Annotated in this window: 28 protein-coding genes; 13 read left to right on the top strand and 15 right to left on the bottom strand. The window is 40.3% G+C overall.

Annotated elements, in window-relative coordinates; translation table 11 throughout:
- Positions 1 to 4: 4 nt before the first annotated feature.
- The 13 genes from CHU_RS09950 to CHU_RS09895 all read right to left on the bottom strand — a co-directional run bounded on the left by CHU_RS09950 (position 5) and on the right by CHU_RS09895 (position 12,935).
- Positions 5 to 841 (bottom strand): phytoene/squalene synthase family protein, encoded by an 837-nt coding sequence (locus tag CHU_RS09950; RefSeq protein ID WP_011585416.1) that lies wholly within the window; start codon positions 839 to 841, stop codon positions 5 to 7.
- Positions 838 to 1,386, bottom strand: coding sequence for a phytoene desaturase family protein (locus tag CHU_RS19850; protein ID WP_316910037.1), 549 nt, complete (start codon positions 1,384 to 1,386; stop codon positions 838 to 840). Before CHU_RS19850 ends, CHU_RS09950 begins: the two co-directional genes overlap by 4 nt.
- A 45-nt stretch (positions 1,387 to 1,431) precedes the next feature.
- Complete coding sequence (locus CHU_RS19845; protein WP_316910036.1) at positions 1,432 to 2,316, bottom strand: phytoene desaturase family protein; 885 nt, start codon at positions 2,314 to 2,316, stop codon at positions 1,432 to 1,434.
- A 17-nt stretch (positions 2,317 to 2,333) separates the two neighbouring features.
- Positions 2,334 to 3,221, bottom strand: a complete 888-nt coding sequence (locus CHU_RS09940) for a MerR family transcriptional regulator (protein ID WP_011585415.1) — start codon at positions 3,219 to 3,221, stop codon at positions 2,334 to 2,336.
- Between the two features lie 487 nt (positions 3,222 to 3,708).
- A complete protein-coding gene (locus tag CHU_RS09935) occupies positions 3,709 to 4,416 on the bottom strand; it encodes a hypothetical protein (protein ID WP_041932322.1) in 708 nt (235 codons plus the stop codon).
- 172 nt (positions 4,417 to 4,588) lie between these two features.
- The gene (gene mnmE / locus CHU_RS09930; protein WP_011585413.1) at positions 4,589 to 5,971 is read right to left on the bottom strand and encodes a tRNA uridine-5-carboxymethylaminomethyl(34) synthesis GTPase MnmE; all 1,383 of its coding nucleotides are present in this window, start codon (positions 5,969 to 5,971) and stop codon (positions 4,589 to 4,591) included.
- 3 nt (positions 5,972 to 5,974) lie between these two features.
- The gene (locus CHU_RS09925) at positions 5,975 to 6,511 is read right to left on the bottom strand and encodes a thioredoxin family protein (protein ID WP_011585412.1); all 537 of its coding nucleotides are present in this window, start codon (positions 6,509 to 6,511) and stop codon (positions 5,975 to 5,977) included.
- 77 nt (positions 6,512 to 6,588) lie between these two features.
- Complete coding sequence (locus tag CHU_RS09920) at positions 6,589 to 7,470, bottom strand: metal ABC transporter permease (RefSeq protein WP_011585411.1); 882 nt, start codon at positions 7,468 to 7,470, stop codon at positions 6,589 to 6,591.
- A gap of 183 nt (positions 7,471 to 7,653) precedes the next feature.
- Positions 7,654 to 8,940: a metal ABC transporter permease gene (locus CHU_RS09915; protein WP_011585410.1), complete on the bottom strand. Its 1,287-nt coding sequence runs from the start codon at positions 8,938 to 8,940 to the stop codon at positions 7,654 to 7,656.
- 144 nt (positions 8,941 to 9,084) lie between these two features.
- Positions 9,085 to 9,870, bottom strand: a complete 786-nt coding sequence (locus CHU_RS09910; protein WP_011585409.1) for a metal ABC transporter ATP-binding protein — start codon at positions 9,868 to 9,870, stop codon at positions 9,085 to 9,087.
- Positions 9,871 to 10,029: 159 nt separating this feature from the next.
- Positions 10,030 to 10,947, bottom strand: a complete 918-nt coding sequence (locus tag CHU_RS09905) for a metal ABC transporter solute-binding protein, Zn/Mn family (RefSeq protein ID WP_011585408.1) — start codon at positions 10,945 to 10,947, stop codon at positions 10,030 to 10,032.
- 37 nt (positions 10,948 to 10,984) lie between these two features.
- Complete coding sequence (locus tag CHU_RS09900) at positions 10,985 to 11,641, bottom strand: metal-dependent transcriptional regulator (RefSeq protein ID WP_011585407.1); 657 nt, start codon at positions 11,639 to 11,641, stop codon at positions 10,985 to 10,987.
- 172 nt (positions 11,642 to 11,813) lie between these two features.
- A complete protein-coding gene (locus CHU_RS09895; RefSeq protein WP_072355998.1) occupies positions 11,814 to 12,935 on the bottom strand; it encodes a glycosyltransferase in 1,122 nt (373 codons plus the stop codon).
- A 41-nt stretch (positions 12,936 to 12,976) separates the two neighbouring features.
- On the opposite strand from CHU_RS09895, the gene CHU_RS09890 reads away from it, so the two are divergent.
- The gene (locus CHU_RS09890; RefSeq protein WP_011585405.1) at positions 12,977 to 13,786 is read left to right on the top strand and encodes a 2,3,4,5-tetrahydropyridine-2,6-dicarboxylate N-succinyltransferase; all 810 of its coding nucleotides are present in this window, start codon (positions 12,977 to 12,979) and stop codon (positions 13,784 to 13,786) included.
- A 266-nt stretch (positions 13,787 to 14,052) separates the two neighbouring features.
- Positions 14,053 to 14,529 carry a Dps family protein gene (locus CHU_RS09885; RefSeq protein WP_011585404.1) on the top strand — a complete coding sequence of 159 codons (477 nt, stop codon included), beginning with the start codon at positions 14,053 to 14,055 and terminating at the stop codon, positions 14,527 to 14,529.
- Between the two features lie 90 nt (positions 14,530 to 14,619).
- Here the strand turns inward: CHU_RS09885 and CHU_RS09880 are convergent, their stop codons facing one another.
- Entirely contained in the window at positions 14,620 to 15,618 is a 999-nt protein-coding gene (locus CHU_RS09880) for a hypothetical protein (RefSeq protein WP_238379252.1), read from the bottom strand.
- A 58-nt stretch (positions 15,619 to 15,676) separates the two neighbouring features.
- Positions 15,677 to 16,573, bottom strand: coding sequence for a 3-hydroxyacyl-CoA dehydrogenase family protein (locus CHU_RS09875; protein ID WP_011585402.1), 897 nt, complete (start codon positions 16,571 to 16,573; stop codon positions 15,677 to 15,679).
- Between the two features lie 310 nt (positions 16,574 to 16,883).
- Here CHU_RS09875 and CHU_RS09870 point away from each other — a divergent pair, with 310 nt between their 5' ends.
- The 11 genes from CHU_RS09870 to CHU_RS09820 all read left to right on the top strand — a co-directional run bounded on the left by CHU_RS09870 (position 16,884) and on the right by CHU_RS09820 (position 25,895).
- On the top strand, positions 16,884 to 17,711 hold the full coding sequence (locus tag CHU_RS09870; protein WP_011585401.1) for a MotA/TolQ/ExbB proton channel family protein: 828 nt from the start codon (positions 16,884 to 16,886) through the stop codon (positions 17,709 to 17,711).
- A 19-nt stretch (positions 17,712 to 17,730) separates the two neighbouring features.
- Positions 17,731 to 18,336 carry an ExbD/TolR family protein gene (locus tag CHU_RS09865; RefSeq protein ID WP_011585400.1) on the top strand — a complete coding sequence of 202 codons (606 nt, stop codon included), beginning with the start codon at positions 17,731 to 17,733 and terminating at the stop codon, positions 18,334 to 18,336.
- A 6-nt stretch (positions 18,337 to 18,342) separates the two neighbouring features.
- The gene (locus CHU_RS09860; RefSeq protein ID WP_011585399.1) at positions 18,343 to 18,870 is read left to right on the top strand and encodes an ExbD/TolR family protein; all 528 of its coding nucleotides are present in this window, start codon (positions 18,343 to 18,345) and stop codon (positions 18,868 to 18,870) included.
- A 3-nt stretch (positions 18,871 to 18,873) separates the two neighbouring features.
- Positions 18,874 to 19,704 (top strand): energy transducer TonB, encoded by an 831-nt coding sequence (locus CHU_RS09855; protein WP_011585398.1) that lies wholly within the window; start codon positions 18,874 to 18,876, stop codon positions 19,702 to 19,704.
- 16 nt (positions 19,705 to 19,720) lie between these two features.
- Positions 19,721 to 19,915: a hypothetical protein gene (locus CHU_RS09850; RefSeq protein ID WP_011585397.1), complete on the top strand. Its 195-nt coding sequence runs from the start codon at positions 19,721 to 19,723 to the stop codon at positions 19,913 to 19,915.
- Positions 19,916 to 19,918: 3 nt separating this feature from the next.
- Positions 19,919 to 20,827: a substrate-binding domain-containing protein gene (locus tag CHU_RS09845; protein ID WP_011585396.1), complete on the top strand. Its 909-nt coding sequence runs from the start codon at positions 19,919 to 19,921 to the stop codon at positions 20,825 to 20,827.
- 32 nt (positions 20,828 to 20,859) lie between these two features.
- Positions 20,860 to 22,422, top strand: a complete 1,563-nt coding sequence (locus CHU_RS09840; protein ID WP_041932320.1) for a tetratricopeptide repeat protein — start codon at positions 20,860 to 20,862, stop codon at positions 22,420 to 22,422.
- A 187-nt stretch (positions 22,423 to 22,609) separates the two neighbouring features.
- Positions 22,610 to 22,984: a TerB family tellurite resistance protein gene (locus CHU_RS09835; protein WP_011585394.1), complete on the top strand. Its 375-nt coding sequence runs from the start codon at positions 22,610 to 22,612 to the stop codon at positions 22,982 to 22,984.
- Positions 22,984 to 24,012, top strand: a complete 1,029-nt coding sequence (locus tag CHU_RS09830) for a patatin-like phospholipase family protein (protein WP_011585393.1) — start codon at positions 22,984 to 22,986, stop codon at positions 24,010 to 24,012. Before CHU_RS09835 ends, CHU_RS09830 begins: the two co-directional genes overlap by 1 nt.
- Positions 24,013 to 24,027: 15 nt before the next feature.
- The gene (locus CHU_RS09825) at positions 24,028 to 24,330 is read left to right on the top strand and encodes a hypothetical protein (RefSeq protein ID WP_011585392.1); all 303 of its coding nucleotides are present in this window, start codon (positions 24,028 to 24,030) and stop codon (positions 24,328 to 24,330) included.
- 35 nt (positions 24,331 to 24,365) lie between these two features.
- Positions 24,366 to 25,895: an OmpA family protein gene (locus CHU_RS09820; protein ID WP_011585391.1), complete on the top strand. Its 1,530-nt coding sequence runs from the start codon at positions 24,366 to 24,368 to the stop codon at positions 25,893 to 25,895.
- The last annotated feature ends 4 nt before the right edge of the window (positions 25,896 to 25,899 follow it).

Here is a 25,899-nt window from a genome sequence, read left to right as displayed (position 1 = left end):
ACTATTATAATATATTGAATTGATTCCTGAAATAACATTGAAACAACAACGCGAATTTATTCAGATTGGGTATGCGGATACGTTCTTTTAACATACGTTCGGGCGGAATGGATTTTATTTTATGAAACAGATTTTTATAATAAATGTAAGCCAGGTATACACCCAGCCTTGACTCTGCCGGTAGTTGCTTGATTCCGATCAGTGCGTGCTGAAAATCTTTTTCAATATCCGATTCAATATTTTGTTTGATGTGCCGGTCAAACTTTTCCATGCTTACATCCGGAAAATAGGTTCTTCCCAACGAATCAAAATCTTCTTTGGCATCCCGCAGAAAATTTACTTTCTGGAAAGCTGCACCTAAACTCATGGCATGCGGCTTCTGTTTTTCATACATATCAACATCGCCTTTAACAAACACACGCAGGCACATAAGTCCGACTACTTCCGCAGAGCCAATGATGTATTCTTTATACGACTGCTCGTTGTGTGCGGACTGATCCAGATCCATTTCCATACTTTTTAAAAATGTATCAATCAGTTCCCATTCTATGTTATAGGTATGCACGACATGTTGGAAAGAATTCAGAATAGGGTTGAGGCTGATTTTATCTTGCAGTGCAAAAGCCGTGTCGCGGCGGAACTGTGCCATTAAACGTTTCTTATCGTATCCGTGAAATGAATCAACAATTTCATCGGCAAACCGTACGAATCCATAAATGGCATAAACGGGGTCATGCAGTTTTTTATGCAGGAAATGTATCCCTAATGAAAAGCTGGTGCTGTATTTTTTTGTCGTTAATTTGCTGCACATGGCAGAAACGTTATCAAACAATTGCTTCATACATTAACAGATAAGGTTTTTAATAATTCATTGGCCGCTACTTGTCCGGATACAATTGACGGGGGCACGCCCGGACCGGGAACGGTTAATTGTCCGCAGTAGTAAAAGTTTGGTATGCTGTTATTTTTAATCTTTGGCTTAAGATTAGCCGTTTGCATCAAGGTATTTGCAAGTCCGTATGCATTCCCTTTATACGAATTATAATCTGCTACAAAATCCTTCACACAATAACTTTTTACGTACTCAATGTTTTCCCGAACCGGAACGCCGGTATATGCTTCGAGTCGTTTCATCAAAAGGTTGTAATAGGTTTCACGGATGGCTTCTTCATCCGCAATGCCAGGGGCTATCGGCATCAATACAAAGATGTTTTCTTTGCCGGCTGGTGCTACAGAAGGATCTGTGCGGGAAGGACAGCACACATAGAACAGCGGATTTTCGGGCCATTGCGGGTCTTCATAAATTTCTCTTGCATGCTTCGGAAAATCCCCATCGAAGAAAAGATTGTGGTGTTCGAGTTTGTCGAGTTTGGTATTCACTCCCATATAAAAGATGAGGGAAGAAGGCGCGAATGTTTTTTTATCCCAGTATTACTCTGTGTAGTTACGATCTTTTTGCTGCAGCAACTTGCTTTCTACATGCTGGTAATCTGCCGATGCGATCAATCCATCCAGCTGTATGCTGCGGGCATGTGTGGTTAATGAAATTTTCGAATTGCTTTCTTTTTTTATTGCATCAACTCCTTCAGCGGTATTAAATTCTACGCCGTGCTCTCGCGAAATCTGTACCATAGCATCAATTACTTTTTTGAAACCTCCCATCGGATAAAAGGTGCCCTGCTTCAAACCTGCATAGTTCATGAGACTATACAGAGCAGGTGTGTTTTTGGGCATGGCACCTAAAAACAACACCGGGAATTCCATTAAAGCAATAAGTGTGTCATTTTTAAAATACCTGCGCACATGTTTGCTGAAAGAAGAAAAAATCTGCAGCCGGAACACGCCGCTTATTGTATCTGCATTGATGAGTTCCAGTACAGACAGTCCGGGTTGATAGATCAGTTTTTTTACACCTACCTCGTATTTATATTCCGCTTCCCGCATAAATGCTTTCAGCTTGTCTGCGGCGCCGGTTTCTATCTGTTCGAAAAGTGCCAGCAGTTCGTCCCATCCGGCCGGAATCTTTACTGTTTCTCCATCAGCGGTGATCATCTGAAAACCCGGATCGAGTTTTTTTAATTCATAAAAGTCGCTGCCGGAATAGCCGAACTGTTTATAAAAGCGTTCGAACACATCCGGCATCCAGTACCAGCTCGGGCCCATGTCAAAGGTGAAACCATTGGCTTCAAACTGCCGCATGCGCCCGCCAAGCTGATCGTTTTTTTCAAACACTACAACTTTTTGTCCGTTCAGTGCCAGTACTGCAGCAGCACTTAATCCACTGATTCCGGATCCTATAATTCCAATTGTTTTCAATAGCGAATGAATTAAATTTATTTGTTCAGTAATTGTATGAATGCATCAATGCCGGAGATCCATACATGATCTTTGGGAAGTTTTACATCCTCAAATAAATATGCGGCGCCACAGATGTATTTTTTAATTCCCGGGAAATCCTTTTGCATGTTGTTCATCAAGGTCTGCAACCATTCAGCTGTGTGGTAGCGAACGATGAAATACTGGAGGCATTCCGGTTCAACACCATCAATCACAGCCTGCAGGTTATAATAAGGTACACGCTGGCCCAGGTATACAACGCGTTTGTTTGACGCGCGTATTAAAAAGGCAGACAGCAGCAAACCCAATTCGTGATCTTCCTCTTCGGGTAAAAAGAGCAGCCAGGTTTCAGCCGTTGCGGGTGGTACAGGAAGCTGTTCAATGGCATGATGCAGTTTTTGCTTCAGCAGGTTTGAAATAAAGTGTTCCTGTGCCGGCAGCATTTCGCTCTTGCCCCATAGAAGTCCGATCTTAACAAGCATCGGATAAATGACTTTCTGATAGCAGATAACCAGCCCGTATTTTTTTACAGCCTGCTTGAATGCTTTATCAAATTCATATTCATTATAGTCGATCCCGGCAGCAATCAAGGTATGGATGTATACCGATACTTTTGCATCTTCATCGGCCGCCTGCTGAATAGACTGTTCGAGCAGTTCATTGATTTCCCCATCTGTCAGCTGACTGATGCGGGATATTTTAATGCCCAGTTTAATGAGTGTAGAAACATTCAGCAGCCTGCGCACCTGATCGTCGTCGTAGCTGCGTATGTTACCGTCTGATCGTACGGGAGTGAGCAGGTTATAGCGCTGTTCCCAAATCCGGATGGTATGGGCTTTGATTCCGCTTAATTTTTCCAGATCTGAAATGGAATACTGGGACATATTTTGTTTAACTTTTATTAAAAATAGTTAAACAAAATTGGTAAAGCAAATTATATCAGAAATTAGCTTTTTTTAGCATTGATATACACAAATGTGCTGTAAAAAGTGTTAAGGGATCGTTATTTCGCATATAAAAGGAAATGCTAGTCTTAGAGATCAAGACTGGCATAATGGCTCATATTATCAATTCAAGCTCACAAAACCCATTGTTTTACCACCCTCCAGCGGATAGGTTTTTAAAACCTATCTGCTGGTGAAGCGGATACCCAGTACCGATACCAGGGCGCTATCTGCATGCAGTTCAGGTAAGCCAATCAAAGCAGCAGTTAATGTAATGCTGTGTGCCTGATCTGTTGTTACGAGCTGCTGACATGGCTCAAGGGTGGGATAAGGGTGGGGTAAGCAGGGTTTTCGCAGAAGATTTTAAGTAGTATGTCAGAACCGTTCAATACTAACTTTCAGGATACCATACGCATACATATACGTTTCACTTCGGATGATATGCTTCGTACACCATTTCCTGCAACGCGTTTTCTTCTTCCTTCATGGCCATAAAAGCTTTGTATGGATCGGTATACCGCTGGTCAAAATACAGATCATCTTCATTGCCTATTTTTACAATTTTTGACACGTAGGAGCGCAGTACAAACTGTTCATTAAAATTCATTCGCGGCTGGCCGATTTTTGTCACCGCAGCATATGCCCGCGGGTCATTACGGAAAATACGTGTACATTCTGCAAAGGGAAAGACTGCCAGTGGTTCCAGAACTCCTTTGCTGCTTATCTCCGCAGGAATAAAAACCGTAAGTGACAGGGGAATAAATCTGAACTCAGATGTGTTCTTATCGAAAATAAACTTTTCAGTAAGTTCCAGCACATACAATTCTTCTGCTGCATAAAATGCGGTACAGCTGTCATCTGACCGGAACCATAATTTCTCCTGCACTTCTTCATAAGAAATCTGTTTCCCGGGATGCTCATGGCTATATGCCTGTGCACCTGTTTTAAGCGCATCCAGGAGAATAACCGGAATCGTACAGCCTTTCCCGAACACGGCTGTATTGGCCGCATAGCGCAGGTTAATTTCACGCACGATGCAGCGGCTGTATACAATATCCTGTTCGCGGATGTGTTGCGCGAAGCTATGTGTGTGCAGTAGGATGACCAGAGATAAGAGCAGTGTGATCTTTTTCATACGATCCGGGTTTGATGGATAACGTATGAATGTGGTGGGATAGTATGGAGTAATTATCATTCGCCGTGGCGAAATGAATTATGAATTCGCACGTGCCGGACCACGGCGTTGTGCGCGTTGTGCTTTCCACCTTCAGCTTTCCGCTTTCCGCCTTCCGCCTTTTGCATATAGATCACTTTCCGATACAGAACTTGCTGAAAATATTATCCAGCAGATCATCCGTAGAAATATCACCCGTGATTTCACCTAAATGAAACAAGGACTGACGAATGTCCTGTGCAAGCAGATCGCCGGGTACCTGACTGTCCATGCCGGTAAGCACTTCGTCTAAGGCCTTGCGTGTTTCGCGCAGACTCTCATAATGGCGCATGTTGGTAACCAGCGTATCGTTCTGTTTGAAGGATTCGTATTGAATAATTTCCAACAGATTCTGTTTCAGTTCTTCAATACCGATGTTCTGTTTGGCAGAGATATAAATAATACCGTCGATGTTGCGGAAGGTTGTAATGATCGCGTCTTCGCGTTTGTCAATCTTATTGCCGACGACTAAAAATGGTGCTTTCAATGCTTTCAATTCTTCCAGGTCGCGGATCAGTTCGCGCTCGGAGGTAGACTTCACATCAAACAGATAGATCACTAAACTTGCCTGTGTCATTTTTTCGCGCGTACGCTTCACACCCATAGCCTCAATGGCATCGGTTGCTTCGCGTAAGCCCGCGGTATCGATAAAGCGGAAGGTAATACCTTCCACGTTCAGTTCGTCTTCAATGAAATCGCGCGTGGTACCGGCTATCTCCGATACGATCGCCTTCTCTTCGTTTAACAGCGTATTGAGTAAAGTAGACTTACCGGCGTTGGGTTTGCCAATGATCACCGTTGGTACACCATTCTTGATTACATTACCCAACGAGAAAGAATGAATCAGGCGGTCGATTACCCGTTTGATTTCGTGAATGAGCTTGCGTAACTGCGTACGGTCGGCAAACTCTACATCTTCTTCGCTGAAATCCAGTTCCAGTTCTACCATGGAAGCAAAATGGATCAGCTGTTCGCGCAGTTTTCTGATCTCATCGGAGAAGCCTCCCCGCATCTGCTGTAAAGCAACCTGATGCGATGCATGCGAATCGGAGGAAATTAAATCGGCCACTGCTTCGGCCTGTGCCAGGTCAAACCGTCCGTTTAAGAACGCACGCATAGTGAATTCGCCCGGTTTGGCATGACGCGCCCCTTTGCGCAACAACAGCTGCAGGAGTTCTTTTACAATAAAGGTTGAACCGTGGCATGAGATTTCAACCACGTCTTCTTTGGTGAATGATTTTGGCCCTTTAAATACCGTAACAACAACTTCATCCAGGATACGGCCTTCGTCTTCAATATTACCTACGTGTACCGTATGTGTCGGAACAGCCGCAATGTTTTTGGATGGAAAGACAGAAGAAGTAATATCAAAAGCCTGAGGCCCTGATAAACGAATCACGCCGATAGCGCCTATACCTTGCGGACTCGCTAAGGCTACAATCGTATCGGTGTGGTTAGTTACAGTTGTTGTACTCAAAATTTATTCAGCTGATTCGTTAAAACTTTTAGAAAAATCATCCCACGTTGTGGTTTTATAATGGTTTTCGCCAATATAATGAATGATGCGGTATAAATCATTTGGTGCCTGATAGCCCGGTATCGGCTGCAATAATGTTTCGTCGCCTTCCAGGTACACGGTAGTAGGGTAGGAAGTTGCGTGAAATATTTTACCTGCCAGTGCGCCGTTTGTCATGGCAACACCTTTGTAATGCACCGTATCTTTTTTCTCTGGATTTAATTTTACGGAATAAAAACGTTTGTTCAGATAAGCTGCGACTTTGTGATTGCTGAATGTGTTTTTATCCATTGTTTTGCACCAGCCGCACCAATCTGTATACACATCGATGAAAATAGGTTTCGGATTTTTTTTACTCAATGCAACTGCCTGGTCATACGTTAACCATTTAACTTCTTCTACCGTTGTTGAGGCTGTTTCATTTTCTTTTGGAAGAAAGATAAAACCTGCACATATCACACATAGGAACAGTGCAGCGAATACGCTGATTTTTGATTTCATATAAAGTAAAAGTATTTCTTTTTGTAAAAAGTTCCTAATGTTCCCGCAACTGATTAAAAGGCTTCAAATAGGGGCTATCAGCCCACAGATTCTTTCGGATCAATAATAGAAGGCGAAGATGTGATGCGTTTTGTAATCAGCTGAATAATAAAACAAATGATGAAGATACAGCCTGCCGCTGCTGCCATGGCGCCAGATATAGAAACATCCAGCGCAGAGGCACTGTAGTAGCCGATCACAGACGACAGGATACCGAAGATAATGGCCAGGAATAAGGTATTACGTAAAGACTCTGTAACTAAATAAGCCGCCGCCGCCGGTACCACTAAAAAGGCAACAACCAGAATAGCCCCAACCGATTCAAAAGATGCAACGGTTGTAAAGGATACCATAGACATAAGCAGGTAGTTCCAGAACACCGTACTCATACCAATAGATGCTGCATAAGGCGCATCAAATGTTGTAAGTACCCATTCCTTAAAAAAGAAAAAGATAATTGCTGTTATAAGAATCAGCACAACCGCAAGCATTACAATTGCCTTGGGTATTTCCACTCCGCCGATCAGAAGTGTGTTGAGCGGTACATACGCAATCTCTCCATACAATACGCACTCCTGATCCAGATCAATATTTTCGGCAAAGTAGGAGATGAGCAGTACGCCCAGTGCAAACAGAAAGGTGAATGTTACGCCGATGGAAGCATCTTCCTGCAGTTTGGTTTTCTTGTGCAGCCACTCAATAATAAGTGTGGTAAATATACCCATCAGTCCGGCACCGACCAGCATCCAGATGGAATCGCGGCTGCCGGTGATGAAGAAAGAAAGTACAATACCCGGCAATACCGCATGCGAGATGGCATCGCCAACCATGGCCATCTTACGCAATACCAGAAAGGTGCCTAAGATGCTGCACGAAACGGCAACCAGTATGCCGGTGAGGATGATGTATAAATCGTTCATATTTTTTGCTGAAAGCAAAAGGCTTAACGCCTAAAGCTTTTTCGTTTGTTTATTTTTTATAATAAGAGCTCAAAGCGAAATGCCTAAAGCTATTGTTTCTATTATACTTTGCTCTTCAATTTATATCTGTACTGATATCGGGAAACGATTTTAGCTTTAGGCTTTAAGCGTTCCGCCTTAAGCTTACCGTGGTATTTTCTTTTCATGCGGATCTACTTCCGGGAAGTTTAAACTTTTCTCCAGCCGCGATTCCAGTTCGGGTGTAAGAATGTGTTCAATGGTTTCAGCATCATCGTGTACGTGATCGGATGGAAGTAACAAATTCTTTGATAGATACATTTCCCACAAGCGATGCAGACGCACGATACGTTTTCCACGTTCGATGCCTTCATTTGTAAGTGCCCAGCCTTCGCCTGTATGCTGCAGATAACCTTCAAAGCGCAAACGGTATAAAGCAGGGTATACCTGCCACAGCGGAAGATTCCGTTTTGCCAGCAGATTACTTAATGCATGTGTATCCTGAAACCGATTCTCCTGTTCGCCTAACTGATATAAGGCTTTCAGAATGTTTTCCTTTAAGATTAACGATTTGTGTTTGAATACACGATACATGCTGTACACGATGCCTTTCTTCGGAGCAAACAGAATAGATGCAAACGCAAACATGGATATCACCAGCACGATCCACGGGCCCGTTGGCATAGATGGGTAGCGGTAGGAGATATACGAGCCTATGATAGCGGCAAACGTATTAAACAACACGGCAAGCAGCAGGAGGCGTTTTAAATTATCCGTCCAGTAACGTGCTGCTACAGCAGGGGTGATGAGCATGGCCGACATTAATACAACACCAACGGATTGTATTCCGGTTACAATGGAAATAACGGTTAAGGTTGTTAAAACCAGCTGTAATGTGCGTACAGGTACACCAATACTGCCTGCATAAACAGCATCGAAACTGATCAGCATAAATTCTTTAAAGAAAAATGCAGTAATGCTTATAACAAGCATACTGATAATGGCATATGAAAGCAGGTCTTTTTCTAACAGCGCTGCTGCTTTTCCAAACAGAAAACTATCCAGTCCGCTTTGCGCGCCGCTTCCGGAATGTTGTATGTAGGTTAATAAGATGATGCCCACAGCAAAGAATACAGAAAGCACAACGGCAATAGCGGTGTCCTGTTTTAATTTTGAATGATGGGAAATCAGGTCTACCAGATACAAGGAAAGCCAGCCGGTTACAAAAGCGCCGGGCAGCAATACCCACAGGGATTTTGTTTGAAAGGCAATAAATGCGATGCAGATTCCCGGTAAGATAGAATGTGCTACCGCATCACCGGAAAGACTTTTCTTCTGTAAAAAAGCAAAGGTCCCCACTACCGAAGCCGACAGGTTGAGCAGGATAGTGCCGAACACAACGGTGCGTACGTTGGGGTCTTCAAGCAGGAGGAAGCGGATTAATTCTTTCATGGTTTAAGCTTAAAGCAGAAAGCCTAATGCTTAAGGCTTTTGCCTTAAGTAGACTAAAAACGCTATTAATGTATTTTAACTTAGAATAGTTTTCAGACAAGGCATTGACAGAGTAATTCCGCTTTTAGCCTTTGGCATTAGGCCTTATTCTCTGTTTGGAAACTGTTCTTTGTGCAGCAGGTCACCTACACTGGATAGGATGTTGAGCTTGCCGCCGTATGTTTTCTGAAGCAGTTCTTTTGTAAATACTTTTTGTGTTGGTCCGCTGGCAATAAGCCGTGTATTCAATAATAAGATCCAATCAAAATATTCGTCGGCAGAGTTCAGGTCATGATGTACCACAATGATCGTTTTTCCTTTTGCTGTCATTTCTTTTAATAAGGCAATGATCGTTTTTTCGGTAGAAGCATCCACACCGGCAAATGGCTCGTCCATAAAATACAAGTCCGCATCCTGTGCCAGTGCGCGCGCAAGGAAAACACGCTGCTGCTGCCCGCCTGAAAGCTGAGAAATCTGTCTGTCTGCAAAAGCTTCCATACCTACTTTACGCAGGCACTCGGTCGCTACTTCTTTATCGGCCTGGCGCAGTGATTTGAAAATGCCTGCATGTCCATACCTGCCCATTAACACAACGTCAAGTGCCGAAGCCGGAAAGTCCCAGTCAACGGATTCGCGCTGCGGTACATAGCTTACTTTTTTCCGGATCAATTCCAGATCCTGATCAAATAATTTTACATAGCCGCTGGCTTTTGGAATCAGACCCATTGCAGTTTTGATCAGGGTAGATTTACCGGCACCATTCGGTCCGATGATCCCTGCCAGTACACCTTTGGGTATGGTAAGGTCAATGTTCCATAAAACCGGACGTTTTGAATAACTTACCGTCAGGTCATGTATTTCCACTACCGGGTTTTCAACGTGTTCAATCATTGTGAAGAATAGTATAACTGAAATGAAACTACTGATTGTTATAAGTGAGTATCGTGAGGCTGCTTTTCAGGCGGTCCGTCAATACTGAACAGAAGCGTATGTTTTTTATTGTTTGGCCGGACAAACCGCTTCTTGCCGGTCCGGCAAATGTTTGTCTCTTTATTTTAACGCCGCAACAATCGTTGCTACGTTTTTACGTACCATACCTTCATAGGTGACTTCCGGCGTACCTGCAGCGCCCATTGCGTCAGAGAAAAGTGTTCCCCCGATGGCAATGTTGTGGCCTTTCTGGCGGCATCCATCCAGTACTGCTTTAATGGATTGGTCCGAAACAGAAGTTTCAACAAATACCGATTTTATTTTGCGCTCCACAATCAGATTAACCAACTGTGTAACATCATTCAAACCAAAATCAGATACGGTTGAAATACCTTGTAATCCTTTTACTTCTGTATCATAAGCAAGGCCAAAGTACCCAAAGGCATCGTGTGCAGTTATTAATACACGCTGTGCTTTCGGTATTTCTGCCATTTGTTTTTTAACATCCTGATGCAAGCTATCTAATTGCATCAGATAAACGATACTGTTTTTCGATATTGTTTCCTCTAAGGCTGGCTGCTTTTCAGCCAGTGTTTTTGCTAATGCAGCAACCGCATCTTTCCAGAGTGCTACATCAAACCAGATATGCGGATCATATACTTTTGAACCGGCGTCCAGCAGACGCAGTTTATTTGTTGAAATTCCGTCGCTCATGGCAATCACCACTTTTTTAGACGCTAATTTCTCAAGGATTTCAGACATTTTACCTTCCAGGTGAATACCATTATATACAATTACATCTGCATTTTGCAAGCGTTCCAGATCGCCTTGTGTGGCTTTATATAAATGCGGATCTACACCCGGGCCCATCAGCGGGATTACTTCTGCACGATCGCCAACCAGGTTTTTGACCGCATCGCCGATCATACCGGTTGTTGTAACGATCACCGGTTTTTGTGTGTCGGAAGCTGTTTTATCTGATCCGCCGGAGCAGGATAGAAGAAAGGCAAACAGGCAGTAATAAAGAATGTGTTTCATATGTGTAATAGTGAACGCTCGGGTTATAATATTGATGTTAATCGGTAACGTATAGGTTTTTGGCTACTTCATAAGAAATAACCAGATGTTTGCTTTCCTGGAGTACAATTTCAAGTGAACCATCAAACACAATGCGGTCTTTAATGGTAATTTTTGCACCCGGACAAATATTTAAGCGATCTAAGTATTGAAGAAATGCCGGGGAAGTTTCAAGCATGCCCACAACAATTCCTTTAAACCCGACAGACATGTCGCATAAGAGGTACTTCCTCCGCACGGTAATCTCTCCCTGCTGATCGGGAATAGGGTCACCATGCGGGTCAAAAGCCGGATTGCCCAGAAATTCATCCAGCCGGCTTATTAATACGCTCGATTGAATGTGTTCCAGCTGCTCAGCTATATCGTGTACTTCATCCCAATGAAACTTTAGCTTATCTACCAAAAATACTTCCCACAAACGGTGCTTACGGATAATCTGCAAGGCTTCTTTTTTGCCTTTTTTAGTAAGTGTTACCCCCTGGTATTTGATGTAATTGATAAAAGATTTTTCCGAAAGTTTACGAAGCATATCCGTAACGGAAGCAGGTTTGGTCTTTAATACTTCAGCAATTCCGTTCGTAGATACATCCCGGTTATCCTCACCGGACAAATGGTAAATTGTTTTGATGTAGTTTTCTTCGGTGTGGGTTAGCATGCTTTTATTTTTCGCTATATAAAAATAATATTTTAGGATGCTCTAAAAAAATATTTTGACATATTTATTTTCTAATGAAAATATTGTGTTGCTTAATTGTATTATTCAAATATGTTGAAAGAAGAGCAGGATGTCTGGAACAGGTCGTGTAAATATGAAAAGTACCTGTTGGTTAGTTTAAAAAGTGTTCGCTGTACCAGTTCAATAATTTTGATTCTTCCCAGATCAATTCGGCCGGGTTGCCCTGGGTATAAAACTCTGTATTTAAAATCTGTTCTTTTATGATCGTTGCTTTAGGAAGATCTGAAAAAGGAATAATGATACCGGCATTGAATTTTTTGATGTATTCCTCCCATGTTTTATTGTGTGAACTGATAACCGGAAGATGATTCAGTAAATACTCAAACAGTTTGGTAGGTACCCGAAGGGTTGTACTTTCATTAAAACGGTACGGGAGTAATCCGAAGTCGTGGGTCTTGATAGCTGATAAAATGTCAGGGTGTGGTACAGGTTTATCGCCCCCGATAAGCTTGATGAACGGGTAGGGAGCGATGCGGTTTTTGACTTTAGTAAGTTCACGGTTATTGGGGGCAAAACCAATGATGGTTAATTCAAACCGGAAGTCAAGTAAGTAAAGCCGTATAATTAAATCAATTGCTTCAAAAACTCCGTAAGAAGTGTCAATTGTTCCGGAATACAACAGCCGGATTTTATTTCCTTCTGTGATTTTTACTATTTCCAATTTGTTCGGACAAGCACCCTGATACTTGTTTTCAAGTACAAGAGCAGGTTCATGAATACGTCCGTTGAGTTCCTGTTGATATGTTTTTTCTGCTAATAAATAGCCGTCTAATTGCTTTTTACACACGGTTTCTTTTAGCTTCACCCAATGAGCAAGAACAGGCTTTAAAAAAGACGGGAATGTGTCGGTATAGAGGATATTATAAAAGTAATTTTCTTGTACATCGTAAATAAATTTACAACCAAATAATATTTTGTATAAACAGGTAACTAGCAGTAATTCATGTGTTGAACATATGATGGTATGAGGTTTTACTTTAACTGCTAAAAAGAGAAATTTCCAAGGTGCAATAAACCGTAAAACGGATAGGCGCGCGGAGGAAAAAATTGGATAAAACCGGATATTTTTCAGGTCGTTCTGTTCACTTTTATATCCGGCAACATGAATTTCTGAATTTGGTAAAACGCTCAGACTTTCCCCGATTTTTTCGTACATTCGGGAATCATTTGTTGGCTTTAAGACCGAACCCAGTAAAATTCTGTGTTTCATCATATTCTTAAAAATAACTAAAAAATTATACATACAACATTACAATGAAAGAAATTATTGAAAAAGCGTGGGAAGATCGTTCATTGCTTTCCACTTCAGAAGTACAGAATACAATTAATGCAGTTATTGAAGAGTTGGATAAGGGCCGTTTGCGTGTTGCTCAACCAAATGAAGATGGCAGCTGGACAGTAAATGACTGGGTAAAAAAGGCCGTGATTATGTATTTCCCGATCCGGAAAATGGAAACCATTGAATGTGGTCCGATGGAGTTTTATGACAAAATGGCGTTAAAAACAGGGTACGAAGCATTGGGGGTCCGAGTGGTTCCGCATGCTGTTGCACGTTATGGCGCATACCTGGCAAAGGGGACAATCCTTATGCCTTCTTATGTAAATATCGGTGCTTATGTAGATTCAGGTACCATGGTTGATACCTGGGCAACGGTTGGCAGCTGCGCGCAGATCGGTAAAGATGTACATTTGAGTGGTGGTGTTGGTATTGGCGGTGTATTAGAGCCTGTACAGGCAGCTCCTGTAATTATTGGTGATGGTGCTTTTTTAGGGTCCAGATGTATTGTCGTTGAGGGAGTTAGAGTTGGGAAAGAAGCGGTATTAGGTGCTAATGTTGTTTTAACAGCAAGCTCTAAAATTATAGATGTCACTGGTCCTGAACCTGTAGAATATAAAGGTTTTGTTCCGGAACGTTCCGTTGTTATTCCGGGTACTATTCCGAAAGAATTTGCTTCAGGTACATACCAGGTCCCATGTGCCTTAATCATTGGCAAAAGAAAACCAAGTACAGATTTGAAGACATCGTTGAATGATGCGTTAAGAGAAAACAACGTAAGCATATAATTCTATATCTATATATAAACCGTAAAAAGGAGGGCAGATGTCCTCCTTTTTTACGTTTGCTGAATTGTACTTTTTATAGTTAATCGAATTTAGAAAAGAATGCTTTAACCGTTGTAAATTTCAGATGGCCGTATGTATGCAGCCTAAGAAAAAGCAAATCGTAACGTAATTCTATAATTGTTTTTTAAGCGGAGTTGTATTTTTGATCAACAACTCTATATTTGAGGGATAAGAAATAATCATTCACATTAAACCATTACCTAACTATGAGCAAGTTAAATTCAATCGGGCTGGATGAGCAGTTGGCTAAAGAATTAGCAGAAAAATTGAATGATCTACTCGCGAATTATTCGATCTTTTATATGAATACGCGTGGGTATCACTGGAATATTTCCGGAGACAAGTTTTTTGAATTGCATCTTAAATTTGAAGAATTGTACAATAATCTTGTACTGAAAATAGATGAAGTTGCAGAACGTGTATTAACGCTTGCACATACACCGATGCATTCGTATGCCGATTATCTGGCCACATCTAACATTGCATCGGTAAAAAACGTGACGGAAGGGAAAGTAGCTATTCAGCATATTCTGGATGCATTTACGGTAATCATTACCAAGCAGCGTGATCTGTTGGAATTGTCTGCTAAAGCCAATGATGAGGGAACAAATGCATTAATGAGCGACTATATCCGGGAGCAGGAGAAGCTGGTCTGGATGTATCGTGCATACTTAGGAAAATAAGCCTGTTAACAAATGCGCATTAAAAAATAAGAGCCGCTGCATGTATTGCAGCGGCTCTTATTTTATGCATTGGTATTTATTTTCAGGTAATTACTTTTTAAGAAGGAATGGTAAGTAGTAAACATAAGAAGGTTTTGCATCTAAACCGTTTACCGCTACAAATACGGCCTTATCGGTTACACACACACCACTGATAGGCGATTGCATAAAATCAATCGGGATTTTTTTCCAGGTTACAGCTAAATCTTCCGAATAAAATAATTCTCCCTTGTTTGTAGCAGCATACAGAATACCACCTTCGGCTACCAAACGGGTAATGAGTTTGCCAGAAATGCCTGTGTTATAGGGTTTCCAGGAAGATGCCTTGTTATCTGACCGGTATACACCATTATCTGTCGCCAGAAACAATGTTTTACCTATATCTGCTATTTCACCGATGTTTTTGCTTTCAGGTAATCCTTTATCGCTGTGTTCCCAGGCAGTTCCTTTTTTAATATTCAACGAATATACACCATCGCCATTCATGCTGCAGAACATATACTCTTCCGAGTTTTCGATGTTATTAATATAGCTTTTGCCCAGCGAATTAAACCCTACGCTGATACCTCTGAATGTTTTTCCAAGATTATGAGACAGGTAAATGGTTTTTTGCCAGTTGCATACGAATAACATTGAATCCATGCTGTATAAATAGAAGATCTTACTTGTGCCCAGCTTTCCGCTACCCAATGGTTCCCATTTTTTTAAATCGTGGCTTCTATACAGACCGTAACCATCTCTGAAACCTGTGTAATAGTAATCAACATGTTTCATAATGATGCTTACACGGGCATTGGCAAGATTTGGGGAGACATTTATCTTTTTAAACCGGTATATGGAATCAATATAATAATAAAGGCCTTTGTTGGTACACATAAACATCCCATCGCCATGGATATAATAAATGTTATCTATCTGTATACTATCCGGATTATAGCCATATTCAATCTTTTTCCATTGCTGGGAAAGCACTTTTCCCCCAATGGTCTGAGCAAAACTATTTATTTGAAGAATACTGATAAAAAAACACAATAGATATATTCGGAGCATAATATAAGGATTGAATATTAAGGTGAATTTATACAAAAAATCTAAGAAATAGAAACATTTATAGGATTATGTCGTTAGAGACCAAATTTTTGGGATTGGTCCAATCATAAAATCCTTTTTTTGTTTTACTTCCCAGAAGTCCTGCATGAACCATGTTGACTAACAACGGACAAGGGGAATATTTGGGGTTCCCGAAGCCTTTGTACAGCACATTTAAAATATTAACACAAACATCGAGCCCAATATAATCGGCAAGCTGTAAAGGACCCATTGGGTGTGCCATACCCAGTTTCATAATCTGATCAATCTCGGCAATTCCTGCTACTCTTTCCTGCACACAGTAAATGGCTTCATTGATCATCGGCATAAGAATCCGGTTTGAAATAAATCCTGGATAATCAGCGGTTTGTACAGGAATTTTGTTCAATTGTGTACTGATTTCTTCAATACGACGCGTTGTTTCGCTGCTTGTTAATAATCCGTTTATAATTTCAACCAGCTGCATTACAGGCACCGGATTCATAAAATGCATCCCGATAACTTTTTCAGGCCGGCTTGTATAACTTGCTAATGTGGTGATCGATATGGAGGAGGTATTGCTGGCAAGAATCGTTTCCGGCGGGCAATGCATATCCAGTTCTTTAAATAGATCTGCTTTAATTTCCAGCAGTTCGGGTACTGCTTCAACCACGAGGGATACTGTTTTTGCGGCTTCTTTAAAATCGGTAATGGGGGTAATGCGCGAAATAATTGTCTCTTTTTCGGAATCGGGGATAATACCTTTGGAAATCTGTCGTTCTAGGTTCGTTGAAATTTGCAGCATGGCTTTGTTTAAAGCTGCAGCATTTGAATCACATAAAAATACCTGAAATCCAAACTGTGCAAATGAGTGCGCAATTCCGCTGCCCATTGTGCCTGAACCAATTATTAGGATGTATTTATGTGTGTTTTGCATAATAAAATTCTGTTTGTATACTTTAATTTTAGTATTTCGAAATAATATTTTGAAAATATTTGTAGTTTTTAATAAACAATTGTAGTTTTGTATACTAACTTAGTAGAGAATAGAAAAATCGCCTGCAAAATAAATATTTTATTAGAATTGACAGAAATTAAAATGAAAAATAAATTATTACCAGTCAGCATTTTACAATTATTGTTAGTAAATTGATTAAGGAAATATCTAAAATTAACATTCTCTTAATACAGTAATCCCGAAATTTGTATCGAATTTAATCTGAATAGTATCTTAAGTTAAAAATAACATGGAAAATTTAGCAATCCCACAAAAATCAAAATTCAGTTCAACGTTTGCATTATTAGTAATTCCTATCTGCTTAGCAGTAGCCATCCTTATCTATGTGTTTATATTTGGTGCTCCGAGTAATTTTCAGGAGAATGGATCAGCCAAACCAGGCAATTATTTAGCGATTGTTCATGAAGGTGGAGCGATTGTTCCGGTTTTGATGTCATTTTTCTTAATGGTGATTACGTTTTCTGTTGAACGTTTCATTACAATCCGCCAGGCTTACGGAAGCGGCTCATTAGATAACTTTGTGCGTAAAATAAAATCTTATTTATCTTCAAATGATGTTAATTCTGCAATCAGTGTATGTGAAGAGCAAAAAGGTTCTTTAGGAAACGTAACACTTGCAGTATTAAAAAAATATAAGTCTGTTGCTGCTGATAAAACAATGAGCAAAGATCAGAAGCAGGTAGCGTTACAAAAAGAATTAGAAGAAGCTACTTCGTTGGAATTACCGATTTTAGAAAAGAACTTAACAATTTTAGCTACGCTTGCATCCGTTGCAACACTTGTAGGTTTGTTAGGTACAGTAATGGGTATGATTAAAGCCTTCGCTGCCCTTGCAAGTTCGGGTACGCCAAATGCTGAAGCATTAGCAACAGGTATTTCTGAAGCCTTGATCAACACGGCTCTTGGTATTGCATCTTCTGCATTCGCAATCATTTTCTATAACTTATTTACAAGCCAGATCGATACGTTAACATACAGCATTGACGAAGTAGGTTTCAGTATCAATCAGAATTTTGCTGCAAACAATAAAGATAAAGAATCAGCTGTATTGGCTTAATTAACAATTCCCTTAGGCCATGTCCAAAGTAAAAACAAAAAGACACAGCATTTCTCTTGACATGACTGCCATGTGTGATATGGCATTCCTGTTACTGACCTTCTTCATCCTTACCGCGAAGATGAAGGTACCTGAGCCCGCTCAGTTTGATGTGCCATCGTCTGTATCTACTCAGAAATACGAAGAGAAGGATCTGATCCGTATCTCCATCAGTAATGATGACCGTATTTTCCTTACGATACCGGATCAGACATTACGCAGAGAAATGATTGATGCCTATGCAAATACCTTTAAAGTAAACTTAACACCTAAGCAAAAAGAAGCTTTTGAGTTAACGGAAACCTTTGGTATGCAAAAAGCAGATTTAGTTTCGTATCTGGCACAATCTACAGAAATAAGAAAGAATTTTCCTCAAACAGGAATTCCTGCAGATTCAACCAACAATGAACTGGAACAGTGGATCGCAACAGCAACAGGAGTAAGGCCTGAGCTTACAATCGCGATCAAAGGCGATAAAGATGCAAACTATAACAAGTTTGGAGAAGTAATCGCTACCCTTAAGAAAAGAAGAATTTATGCGTTTAGTCTGGTTACAACACTGGAAGCTAAACCGGCAAACTTATAAGATACCATGGCTGAAATTAACACAGGCGGCGGCGGCGGTAAGGATGGTAAAAAAAGATCCAAAAAAATGTCTACGAAAGTAGATATGACACCGATGGTGGATTTGGCTTTCCTTTTAATTACTTTCTTCATGTTGGCTACCACTTTAACAAAGCAACAGAAATTTGATTTCGGGGTTCCTCCGGATGTAACAAATCCGGAAGATCAACCGGAATTGAAAGCCAGTAATGCAATCACACTGATCTTAGGAAAAGATGATGCTATATACTGGTATACAATGAATCAGGATGGCAGCACTGATTTTCACGAAACAGATTTCTCTGATGACGGAATCCGTGCAACACTGATCGAACGTAAGAAAGCCGTTGGTGCAGACTTAAACGTTGTGATCAAACCGATGAAAGATTCGAAATACAAAAATTTAATTGATATTATTGATGAGTTAGCCATACTGGGTATTGGTAAAAAAGCTTTGGTTGAAGCAACTCCCGATGATATTAAATTGGTTCAGGCAGAAAACGCTTCAGTAAATTAATCTATGGAAAAGGAACTGGACTTATATAAAGCTACTTTAGACGAGATTGTTTTTGAAGACAGAAATAAATCGTACGGCGGCTATTTTCTTCGTGTATTATATGACATCAATGTAACGAAGGCTACGATTATCACCTGCGCAAGTTTCATACTTCTTATGGCTGGCATCAACTTCTATTTAACCATTACAGCAAAGCCTGTAGAGGCATATGTGCCGGTTGAAATTAAGATGGATATTACAGATGAGCCGTTAAAAGATGAAGAAATTAAAAAATTACCGCCTCCGCCTCCAAAAGTTGAGCAGCCTAAAATTGAACAGGTTAAGTTTTTACCTCCGGTTATCAAACCAGATAATAAAGTGGTAAAAGAGGAGCAGATGAAAGAACTTGATTCTCTTTTAAACACAAACATTTCGAATAAAAATGTAGAAGGTGAAAAAGGTAAAATTGATCCGTTTGCCAATGATGGTGATGAGAATGGTAAATTAGGCGGTACAGGTGAAAAAGAAGCGGAAGTATTCTTATTTGCGGGTGAAATGCCTAAATTTAAAGGCGGCGGCGATGAAGAAGTAATTAAGTATGTTCAAGGCAGACTTATTTACCCGGCTGATGCCAAAAACAAAAAAATTGAAGGTACTGTTTTTGTTCAATATACAATCACTGCAACAGGTGAAGTGACCAATGTACATATTGTACCCGGAAGAGGGCTTGATGCCTCTATTGATGCAGAAGCTGTGCGTGTTATAAAGGGAATGCCGAAATGGGAACCGGGAAAAAATAACGGAACTCCTGTAGCTGTTAAAAAAGTTGCACGTATTAAATTCTCTTTGAACTAGAAAGAAAAAAGTAATTGTGAGAAATATTCTTCTTGGATTTAAAATGACTATGGCCGTTATATACACGGCCATAGGCATTTATTTAATTACGCATCCCAATGCATTGGCAGGTTTGGTTGATGGTAATATGACCTTAATCATAGGCATACTCTTAATTTTATTCGGCTCGTTTCGCGGCTATCGTGCCTGGTTCATTGAACGTAATATGTGAGAGGTGAATACTGTTTTCAAATACATTCTGTTTTATTGCTCTTTTTTATTCCTTGCTTCCTGCTCTGAAAAGACAGAATCAACGAATGCTTCATCGACTCCGGTTGATTCGGTGACGGTATTGTGCGACCCTTCCTGGGAAAGCATCGTGCGTACATTTATTACAACCTATGAAGGATTGAATCCGCACCGCAAAGTTACACTGCTTGTAAAGCCTGAATCCGAATGTATCCATGCGTTATTAAAGGATACCTATCGCACCGTATTTGTTTCCCGTAATTTTACAGCATCAGAACAGGCATTTATTGAAAAAAAAGAATGGGGTATACATAACGATAGTTTATGTTATGATGGTTTAACCTGGATTGCGCCTAAGAGTTTTCCCAAAGATTCGCTTACGCTGGATGAAATAAAAGAACTCTTTCAATCCGGTACCTTAAACAACCAGGCTTATACCATTCAATTAAACAGCAGCGGCTCATCTGTTGCTAATTATTTAACGGAACGTCTTGGCGTGCCGCCTTCAACAAAACATATTTATACCGGCGGAAATGATGAAGATATTATCCGCTCTGTGCAGGTACATAAAAATGCACTGGCGTGTATTTCTTCCAGCTGGCTGGTTAACCTGGAAGATAAAAGACACCGGGATTATTTAGCTTCAGTAAAGGTACTGAAGATTGCAAAAACGCCTTCTTCTGAAGCGTATTCGCCTTTTCAAAATGACTTAGCATTAGGTACTTATCCATTTATGCGTGTGCTGCGTGTATTAAACCACGATGCAAATGCTGGAATGGGCACGGCTTTTGCCTCGTACTTTATCAGCAACCGCGGACAGCGTATCTTTCTAAAAGCAGGCTTATTGCCTTATAAAATGCCTGCCCGCGAAGTTGAATTAAAAATAGAACACTAACGATTACCAACATATCTTAAACGTCACTTTCTATGAAACACGCCATTGTCTTTATCTCTGCCGTACTGCTTTCGTTCACGCTTGCTGCGCAGAATGAACAGGCTCAGAAATATGTAGAGAAGGAAATGTATAACAGTGCAACTGTCATTTATCAGAATCTATTAAAATCTACTCCTAAAAAAGCAAGCGAATATTACTATTACCTGGGAGATATATGCTGGAGAAAAGAGAAAACCGATTCTGCAAAGTATTATTTCATGGAAGGTATTAAAACGGATGAAACCTATGCAATGAACTATGTAGGTATCGGTATCATTACGATGAAATCAAATGCTACAGAAGGACAGCGCAGTTTTGATAAAGCATTGCAGATGACCTCTCAAAAGAATTCTCAGGTATTAAATGCAATTGGTGAATACTATATCCTGGAAGCAGATAAAGCGGAATTGCCTAAAGGAATAGCACTGTTGAAAAAATCAACAGAGATTGATGCTAAAAACGCCATGTCCTGGATCTTGTTAGGTGATGCATACGGCAAGCAGGCTGAGGGTTCTAAACAAGCGGAGAGTTATGGCAAAGCAGCAAATTTATTTCACTCAGTACCGTTGTTAAAAATGAAGTACGGAAAAATGTATGCAGCTGCCCGCAACAAAGATCTTTCTATTAAGTATTACAACGAAGGACTGGCTGCAGATCCTACCTATGGCCCCATCTACAGAGAATTAGGTGATCTGTACAACCGTTTCAGACAATATGACCTGGCTATTCAGAATTATAAAAAGTACCTGACCTATATTGATTCAAACGATGACGTTGAATTCAGATATGCTGATTTCTTATTTAAGAATAACAACTACGCAGAAGCAATTGAGGTATTCAATAAACTGGAAGCTAAAAAATACAACAGCCCATACATATATAACAGACGTGCCGTTTGTTACTATGAATTAGCGAAATATGATCTTGCACAGAAAGATATTGAAACCTATTTTTCTAAAGTGAATGCAACAAAAGCGAAGTCGGCCGACTTTGAATACTATGGTAAAATATTGATGAAGAAAGGGCAGGACTCACTTGCTATACAGCAATACCAGGCAGCCGTTGACCGTGATACAACACGTCTGGATATGTATGGTCAGATAGGCTCTTATTTCTACAACAAAGGAAATTTCCCGCTGGCGATTCAATACATGAGTAAGCAGATACGACCAACGACAACAGACCCCAAAGTATTTTATGAATTGGGCCAGGCATATTATTACAACAAAGAATATGTAAAAGCAGATTCCAGTTTTGTAAAAGTACTGGAATTAAAGCCAAACATTTATATTGGATATTTATGGCGTGCACGTGCCAATGCCGCACAGGATCCTGATACAAAGCAGGGTTTAGCTAAACCGTATTATGAAAAATTAATAGAAGTATGCGCACCGGGCGGAGCGAAATACAAGGATGAGTTGATTGAAGCGAACGAATACATTGCTTATTATTATACCATTAACCGTGATAAAGTGAAGGCCGATGCTGCATGGAAAAATATTCTGGCACTTGACCCAACAAATAAAAAAGCAATTGATGGATTGAAAATGAAATAATACATGCAGCCAAAGCAGTTGTTAACAAAAGAAGGAACGTCGAAAGATGTTCCTTCTTTTGTTTACAGGAAGAATTTATTAAATGTGTTATTCGTCTTTTAGAGAGGAATGTGTATATTTAAGATGTAACATATTTATGTTGTTAACGTTTTTTAAATAGAAGAAGTACTAATAGAATACTAATAAAATGGCAAAAGAAAATATACACAGAGCAATGGGAAGTCTGGCATATGCCATTGCTGTAGCTGACGGAACAATACAGCCAAAAGAAAAAGAAGTTATTTTACAGTTAGCAACAAAGGAATTTCAATTATCTGATACAGATAGTGAATGGATCAATGCCATGTTTAATCAGCTGGAAGCTCAGCATATTGGATTGAATGAAGCCTATGAATATGCCATGGATATTTTAGAAGCGAACCGACATGATTATGATTTTGATGATGCTACTAAAAAACGCTGCTTGTCATTTATGAAAAAAATTGCAGATGCTTTTGGCGAAACGGATTATAAAGAAATGAATGTTATTGAACGTTTTGAAGTAGATATTGCTAAGTTTTAATGACAAAAAAATACAGGATATTATCTATTGATGGTGGTGGTATTCGGGGGATAATACCGGCAACAGTTGTTGTCTATATGGAAAACAGACTGCAGCAACTTACAAAAAATCCGGATGTACGAATCAGTGATTATTTTGATTTTGTTGCAGGTACAAGTACGGGTGCGATACTCGCCTGTACCTATTTATGTCCGGCAGCCGCTGGTGAAGCTGTACATAAATTTACAGCAGCCGATGCCCTGCGTTTTTATTTAGAAAAAGGAAATTATATTTTCTCTGCTGATATCTGGAACAAGGTAACATCTATGGGGGGCTTTTTAAAAGCCCGCTATCCGCATCAGCCCTTGGAAAAAGTATTAAACGTTGCATTCAAACAAAGTAAAGTAAGTGAATTGCTGAAACCCTGTTTGATTACATCGTATGATGTAGAACGCAAAACACCTGTATTTTTTCAATCGCATGTAGCGCAGCAAAATGAAGCATTGGATTTTTATGTGAAAGATGTCTGCAGAGCCGCAGCAAGTGCGCCGTTGTATTTTGAACCTTCACGTATTGATTCCCTTACCGGTATTTCCTATACATTGATCGATGGGTCGGTGTATGCGAATAACCCTACCTTGTGTGCGTTAACTGAAGCATCGGTGCTGTTTGCCGAGAAAGGCATACCCTTAACCGCTGATCAGTTTGAGGTTGTTTCTCTGGGCACGGGCCGCAATCAAAAAGTGTATACATATGAACAGGTAAAAGACTGGGGTGGTCTGGGCTGGTTAAATCCGCTTCTGGATGTTATGATCAATGGTGCTTCAGATGCCATTGAGCGTGAACTCAGCGTCCAGTTTCAGGCGTTGCAGGCTACCAGCCAGTATCACCGTGTACAGCCGGAGCTGCTGGATGCCAATCAGGAAATGGATGACGCTTCTCCTGAAAATATTGAACGTTTGATGCATGTGGCAGCGGCGTGTATTGAAAAACATAAAGACCAGCTGGAAGTGATTGTGAACCGTTTGATTCAGTATCAGTCCTACTAAAAGAATACTATACCCATGATTGAAATTATATTAGTTATCTATTTATGTATTCAGATCTCAAAACTTGCTGTGCAAAAAGAACAACCTAAAAACAGATGGGTGTTTATGACGGTTTTGTTTTGGTTTTTGGGCGAAACGTTTGCTATTGGTTTATTTGTATCGATATCTGGTATTCAGATTACAGCTGAAAATATAAACGATCCGGATATTATGGGCAGTTTGTTTGGAATGCTGTTTGCCGGCTGCTGCGGGGGATTTTTAGGTTATTTATTGGTTCGTAAAAAGTTAGAAAGCATACCCGATCAACCGTATGATTGATTGAAAAATTATTCATTACTTAAACAACAAAAGACATGAAAAATTATTTGATTTACTGTCTTCTTATTTTTTGTATTCAGGCAGCTGTGTGCAGTTCAATTGCTAACGCACAGGATGACACACCTACGTTAATCAATCCGGGTTTACGTTCACTGGGAAGTCCCATTAATACACTTCAGTTTTCGGAGTTTGCACCCACCATAAGCGCAGATGGTAAAACGCTTATCTATGAATCAGATAAAAGCGGGAGATGGCGTTTGTATATATCCTATCAACAGAATGGGGCCTGGTCTGAACCTAAAGATATGGATGTGATCAATAACCGTGTACAGCCGGGAGATTTTATCGGCGGCCCCTGTTTTAGCTATGACGGCAACCGCTTATATTTTACATCCAACATGAAAGGTACTGTGGGCGGGATGGATCTCTGGTACAGCGAAAAAATAAATGATGTGTGGCAGGCTCCTAAAAACATGGGCCGCACCGTAAACACTGCCGGCTATGATGGTTTTCCGTGCGTATCTCCGGATAATAAAACACTGTATTTTATGCGTGCCGGAAACAGTAACTCGCCAACAGGCCAGCGTTGCTGTATCTTGATGTATGCCGAAAAAAGAGGGAACTATTTTATTAACCCGAAGGCACTGCCGGCCCCTGTAAATACGGGTTGTGAAGGGTATCCGAGGATTATGGCAGATGGGAAGACATTGATTTTTTCATCTTACCGTACAAGCGGAAAAGGTGGCTATGATTTATATCAGTCTAAAAAAACAGGTTCTAAATGGAGTACACCTGTTGCCATGGAATTTATTAATACACCAAAAGATGATGAACTTATATCTGTACCGGCTTCCGGAGATGTGATCTATTTATCCAATACAAATAAAAATAATAAGGATGATATCTACAGGCTGCCATTGCCTAAAGAGTTCAGGCCGGAAGAAGTAGTACTTGTTGAAGGTGTTGTAAAAAATGAAGAAACGAATAAACCCATGCCGGCTATTATTCGCGTAAGTAATATAAAAACCAAGGAAAAAATTTCTGAAACGGAAAACGATTCCTTATCCGGCAAATACAATCTGTATCTGCAGAAAGGTAAAAAATACGATGTGTCTGTAACCTCTAAAGGATACAGCTTTCAGTCTGAAGTGTATGATCTGGAGAAGGCTGTAGCGTATGAAACAATAAAGAAAGACATGGTGTTAGAACCGCTTAAGTTGAATGCGTCGTTCAGGTTGAATAATTTATTTTTTGATTTTGATTCCGCATCGTTAACAAAAGAATCGGAACTGGAGCTGGACCGTGTTATTGAAATGATGAAAACAAACGCGACCATGCAGGTAGAAATTTCTGCGCATACAGATGATATGGGAAGCGATGCGTACAATCAAAAACTTTCACAATTAAGGGCCGAATCGGTCGTGAAATATCTAACATTACATGGTATTATTACTACCCGGTTGGTAGCGAAAGGGTATGGAGAATCTGTACCATCTGTTCCCAACGATACAGAAGAGAACAGAGCGAAAAACCGCAGGGTAGAATTTAAAATTATTAAATTATAACCGG

The sequence above is a fragment of the Cytophaga hutchinsonii ATCC 33406 genome, from assembly GCF_000014145.1.
Taxonomy (GTDB): domain Bacteria; phylum Bacteroidota; class Bacteroidia; order Cytophagales; family Cytophagaceae; genus Cytophaga; species Cytophaga hutchinsonii.
The sequence above is the reverse complement of the archived record's forward strand: the minus strand, read 5'-3'. Positions and strand labels throughout refer to the sequence as shown.

Bases quoted from the DNA above. Each gene is read 5' to 3' on its own strand.
- CHU_RS09950 (WP_011585416.1), bottom strand. From the start codon at position 841: ATGAAGCAATTGTTTGATAACGTTTCTGCCATGTGCAGCAAATTAACG.
- CHU_RS19850 (WP_316910037.1), bottom strand. From the start codon at position 1,386: ATGGGAGTGAATACCAAACTCGACAAACTCGAACACCACAATCTTTTC.
- CHU_RS09940 (WP_011585415.1), bottom strand. From the start codon at position 3,221: ATGTCCCAGTATTCCATTTCAGATCTGGAAAAATTAAGCGGAATCAAA.
- CHU_RS09935 (WP_041932322.1), bottom strand. From the start codon at position 4,416: ATGAAAAAGATCACACTGCTCTTATCTCTGGTCATCCTACTGCACACA.
- CHU_RS09925 (WP_011585412.1), bottom strand. From the start codon at position 6,511: ATGAAATCAAAAATCAGCGTATTCGCTGCACTGTTCCTATGTGTGATA.
- CHU_RS09920 (WP_011585411.1), bottom strand. From the start codon at position 7,470: ATGAACGATTTATACATCATCCTCACCGGCATACTGGTTGCCGTTTCG.
- CHU_RS09915 (WP_011585410.1), bottom strand. From the start codon at position 8,940: ATGAAAGAATTAATCCGCTTCCTCCTGCTTGAAGACCCCAACGTACGC.
- CHU_RS09910 (WP_011585409.1), bottom strand. From the start codon at position 9,870: ATGATTGAACACGTTGAAAACCCGGTAGTGGAAATACATGACCTGACG.
- CHU_RS09905 (WP_011585408.1), bottom strand. From the start codon at position 10,947: ATGAAACACATTCTTTATTACTGCCTGTTTGCCTTTCTTCTATCCTGC.
- CHU_RS09900 (WP_011585407.1), bottom strand. From the start codon at position 11,641: ATGCTAACCCACACCGAAGAAAACTACATCAAAACAATTTACCATTTG.
- CHU_RS09895 (WP_072355998.1), bottom strand. From the start codon at position 12,935: ATGATGAAACACAGAATTTTACTGGGTTCGGTCTTAAAGCCAACAAAT.
- CHU_RS09890 (WP_011585405.1), top strand. From the start codon at position 12,977: ATGAAAGAAATTATTGAAAAAGCGTGGGAAGATCGTTCATTGCTTTCC.
- CHU_RS09885 (WP_011585404.1), top strand. From the start codon at position 14,053: ATGAGCAAGTTAAATTCAATCGGGCTGGATGAGCAGTTGGCTAAAGAA.
- CHU_RS09880 (WP_238379252.1), bottom strand. From the start codon at position 15,618: ATGCTCCGAATATATCTATTGTGTTTTTTTATCAGTATTCTTCAAATA.
- CHU_RS09875 (WP_011585402.1), bottom strand. From the start codon at position 16,573: ATGCAAAACACACATAAATACATCCTAATAATTGGTTCAGGCACAATG.
- CHU_RS09870 (WP_011585401.1), top strand. From the start codon at position 16,884: ATGGAAAATTTAGCAATCCCACAAAAATCAAAATTCAGTTCAACGTTT.
- CHU_RS09865 (WP_011585400.1), top strand. From the start codon at position 17,731: ATGTCCAAAGTAAAAACAAAAAGACACAGCATTTCTCTTGACATGACT.
- CHU_RS09860 (WP_011585399.1), top strand. From the start codon at position 18,343: ATGGCTGAAATTAACACAGGCGGCGGCGGCGGTAAGGATGGTAAAAAA.
- CHU_RS09855 (WP_011585398.1), top strand. From the start codon at position 18,874: ATGGAAAAGGAACTGGACTTATATAAAGCTACTTTAGACGAGATTGTT.
- CHU_RS09840 (WP_041932320.1), top strand. From the start codon at position 20,860: ATGAAACACGCCATTGTCTTTATCTCTGCCGTACTGCTTTCGTTCACG.
- CHU_RS09835 (WP_011585394.1), top strand. From the start codon at position 22,610: ATGGCAAAAGAAAATATACACAGAGCAATGGGAAGTCTGGCATATGCC.
- CHU_RS09830 (WP_011585393.1), top strand. From the start codon at position 22,984: ATGACAAAAAAATACAGGATATTATCTATTGATGGTGGTGGTATTCGG.
- CHU_RS09825 (WP_011585392.1), top strand. From the start codon at position 24,028: ATGATTGAAATTATATTAGTTATCTATTTATGTATTCAGATCTCAAAA.
- CHU_RS09820 (WP_011585391.1), top strand. From the start codon at position 24,366: ATGAAAAATTATTTGATTTACTGTCTTCTTATTTTTTGTATTCAGGCA.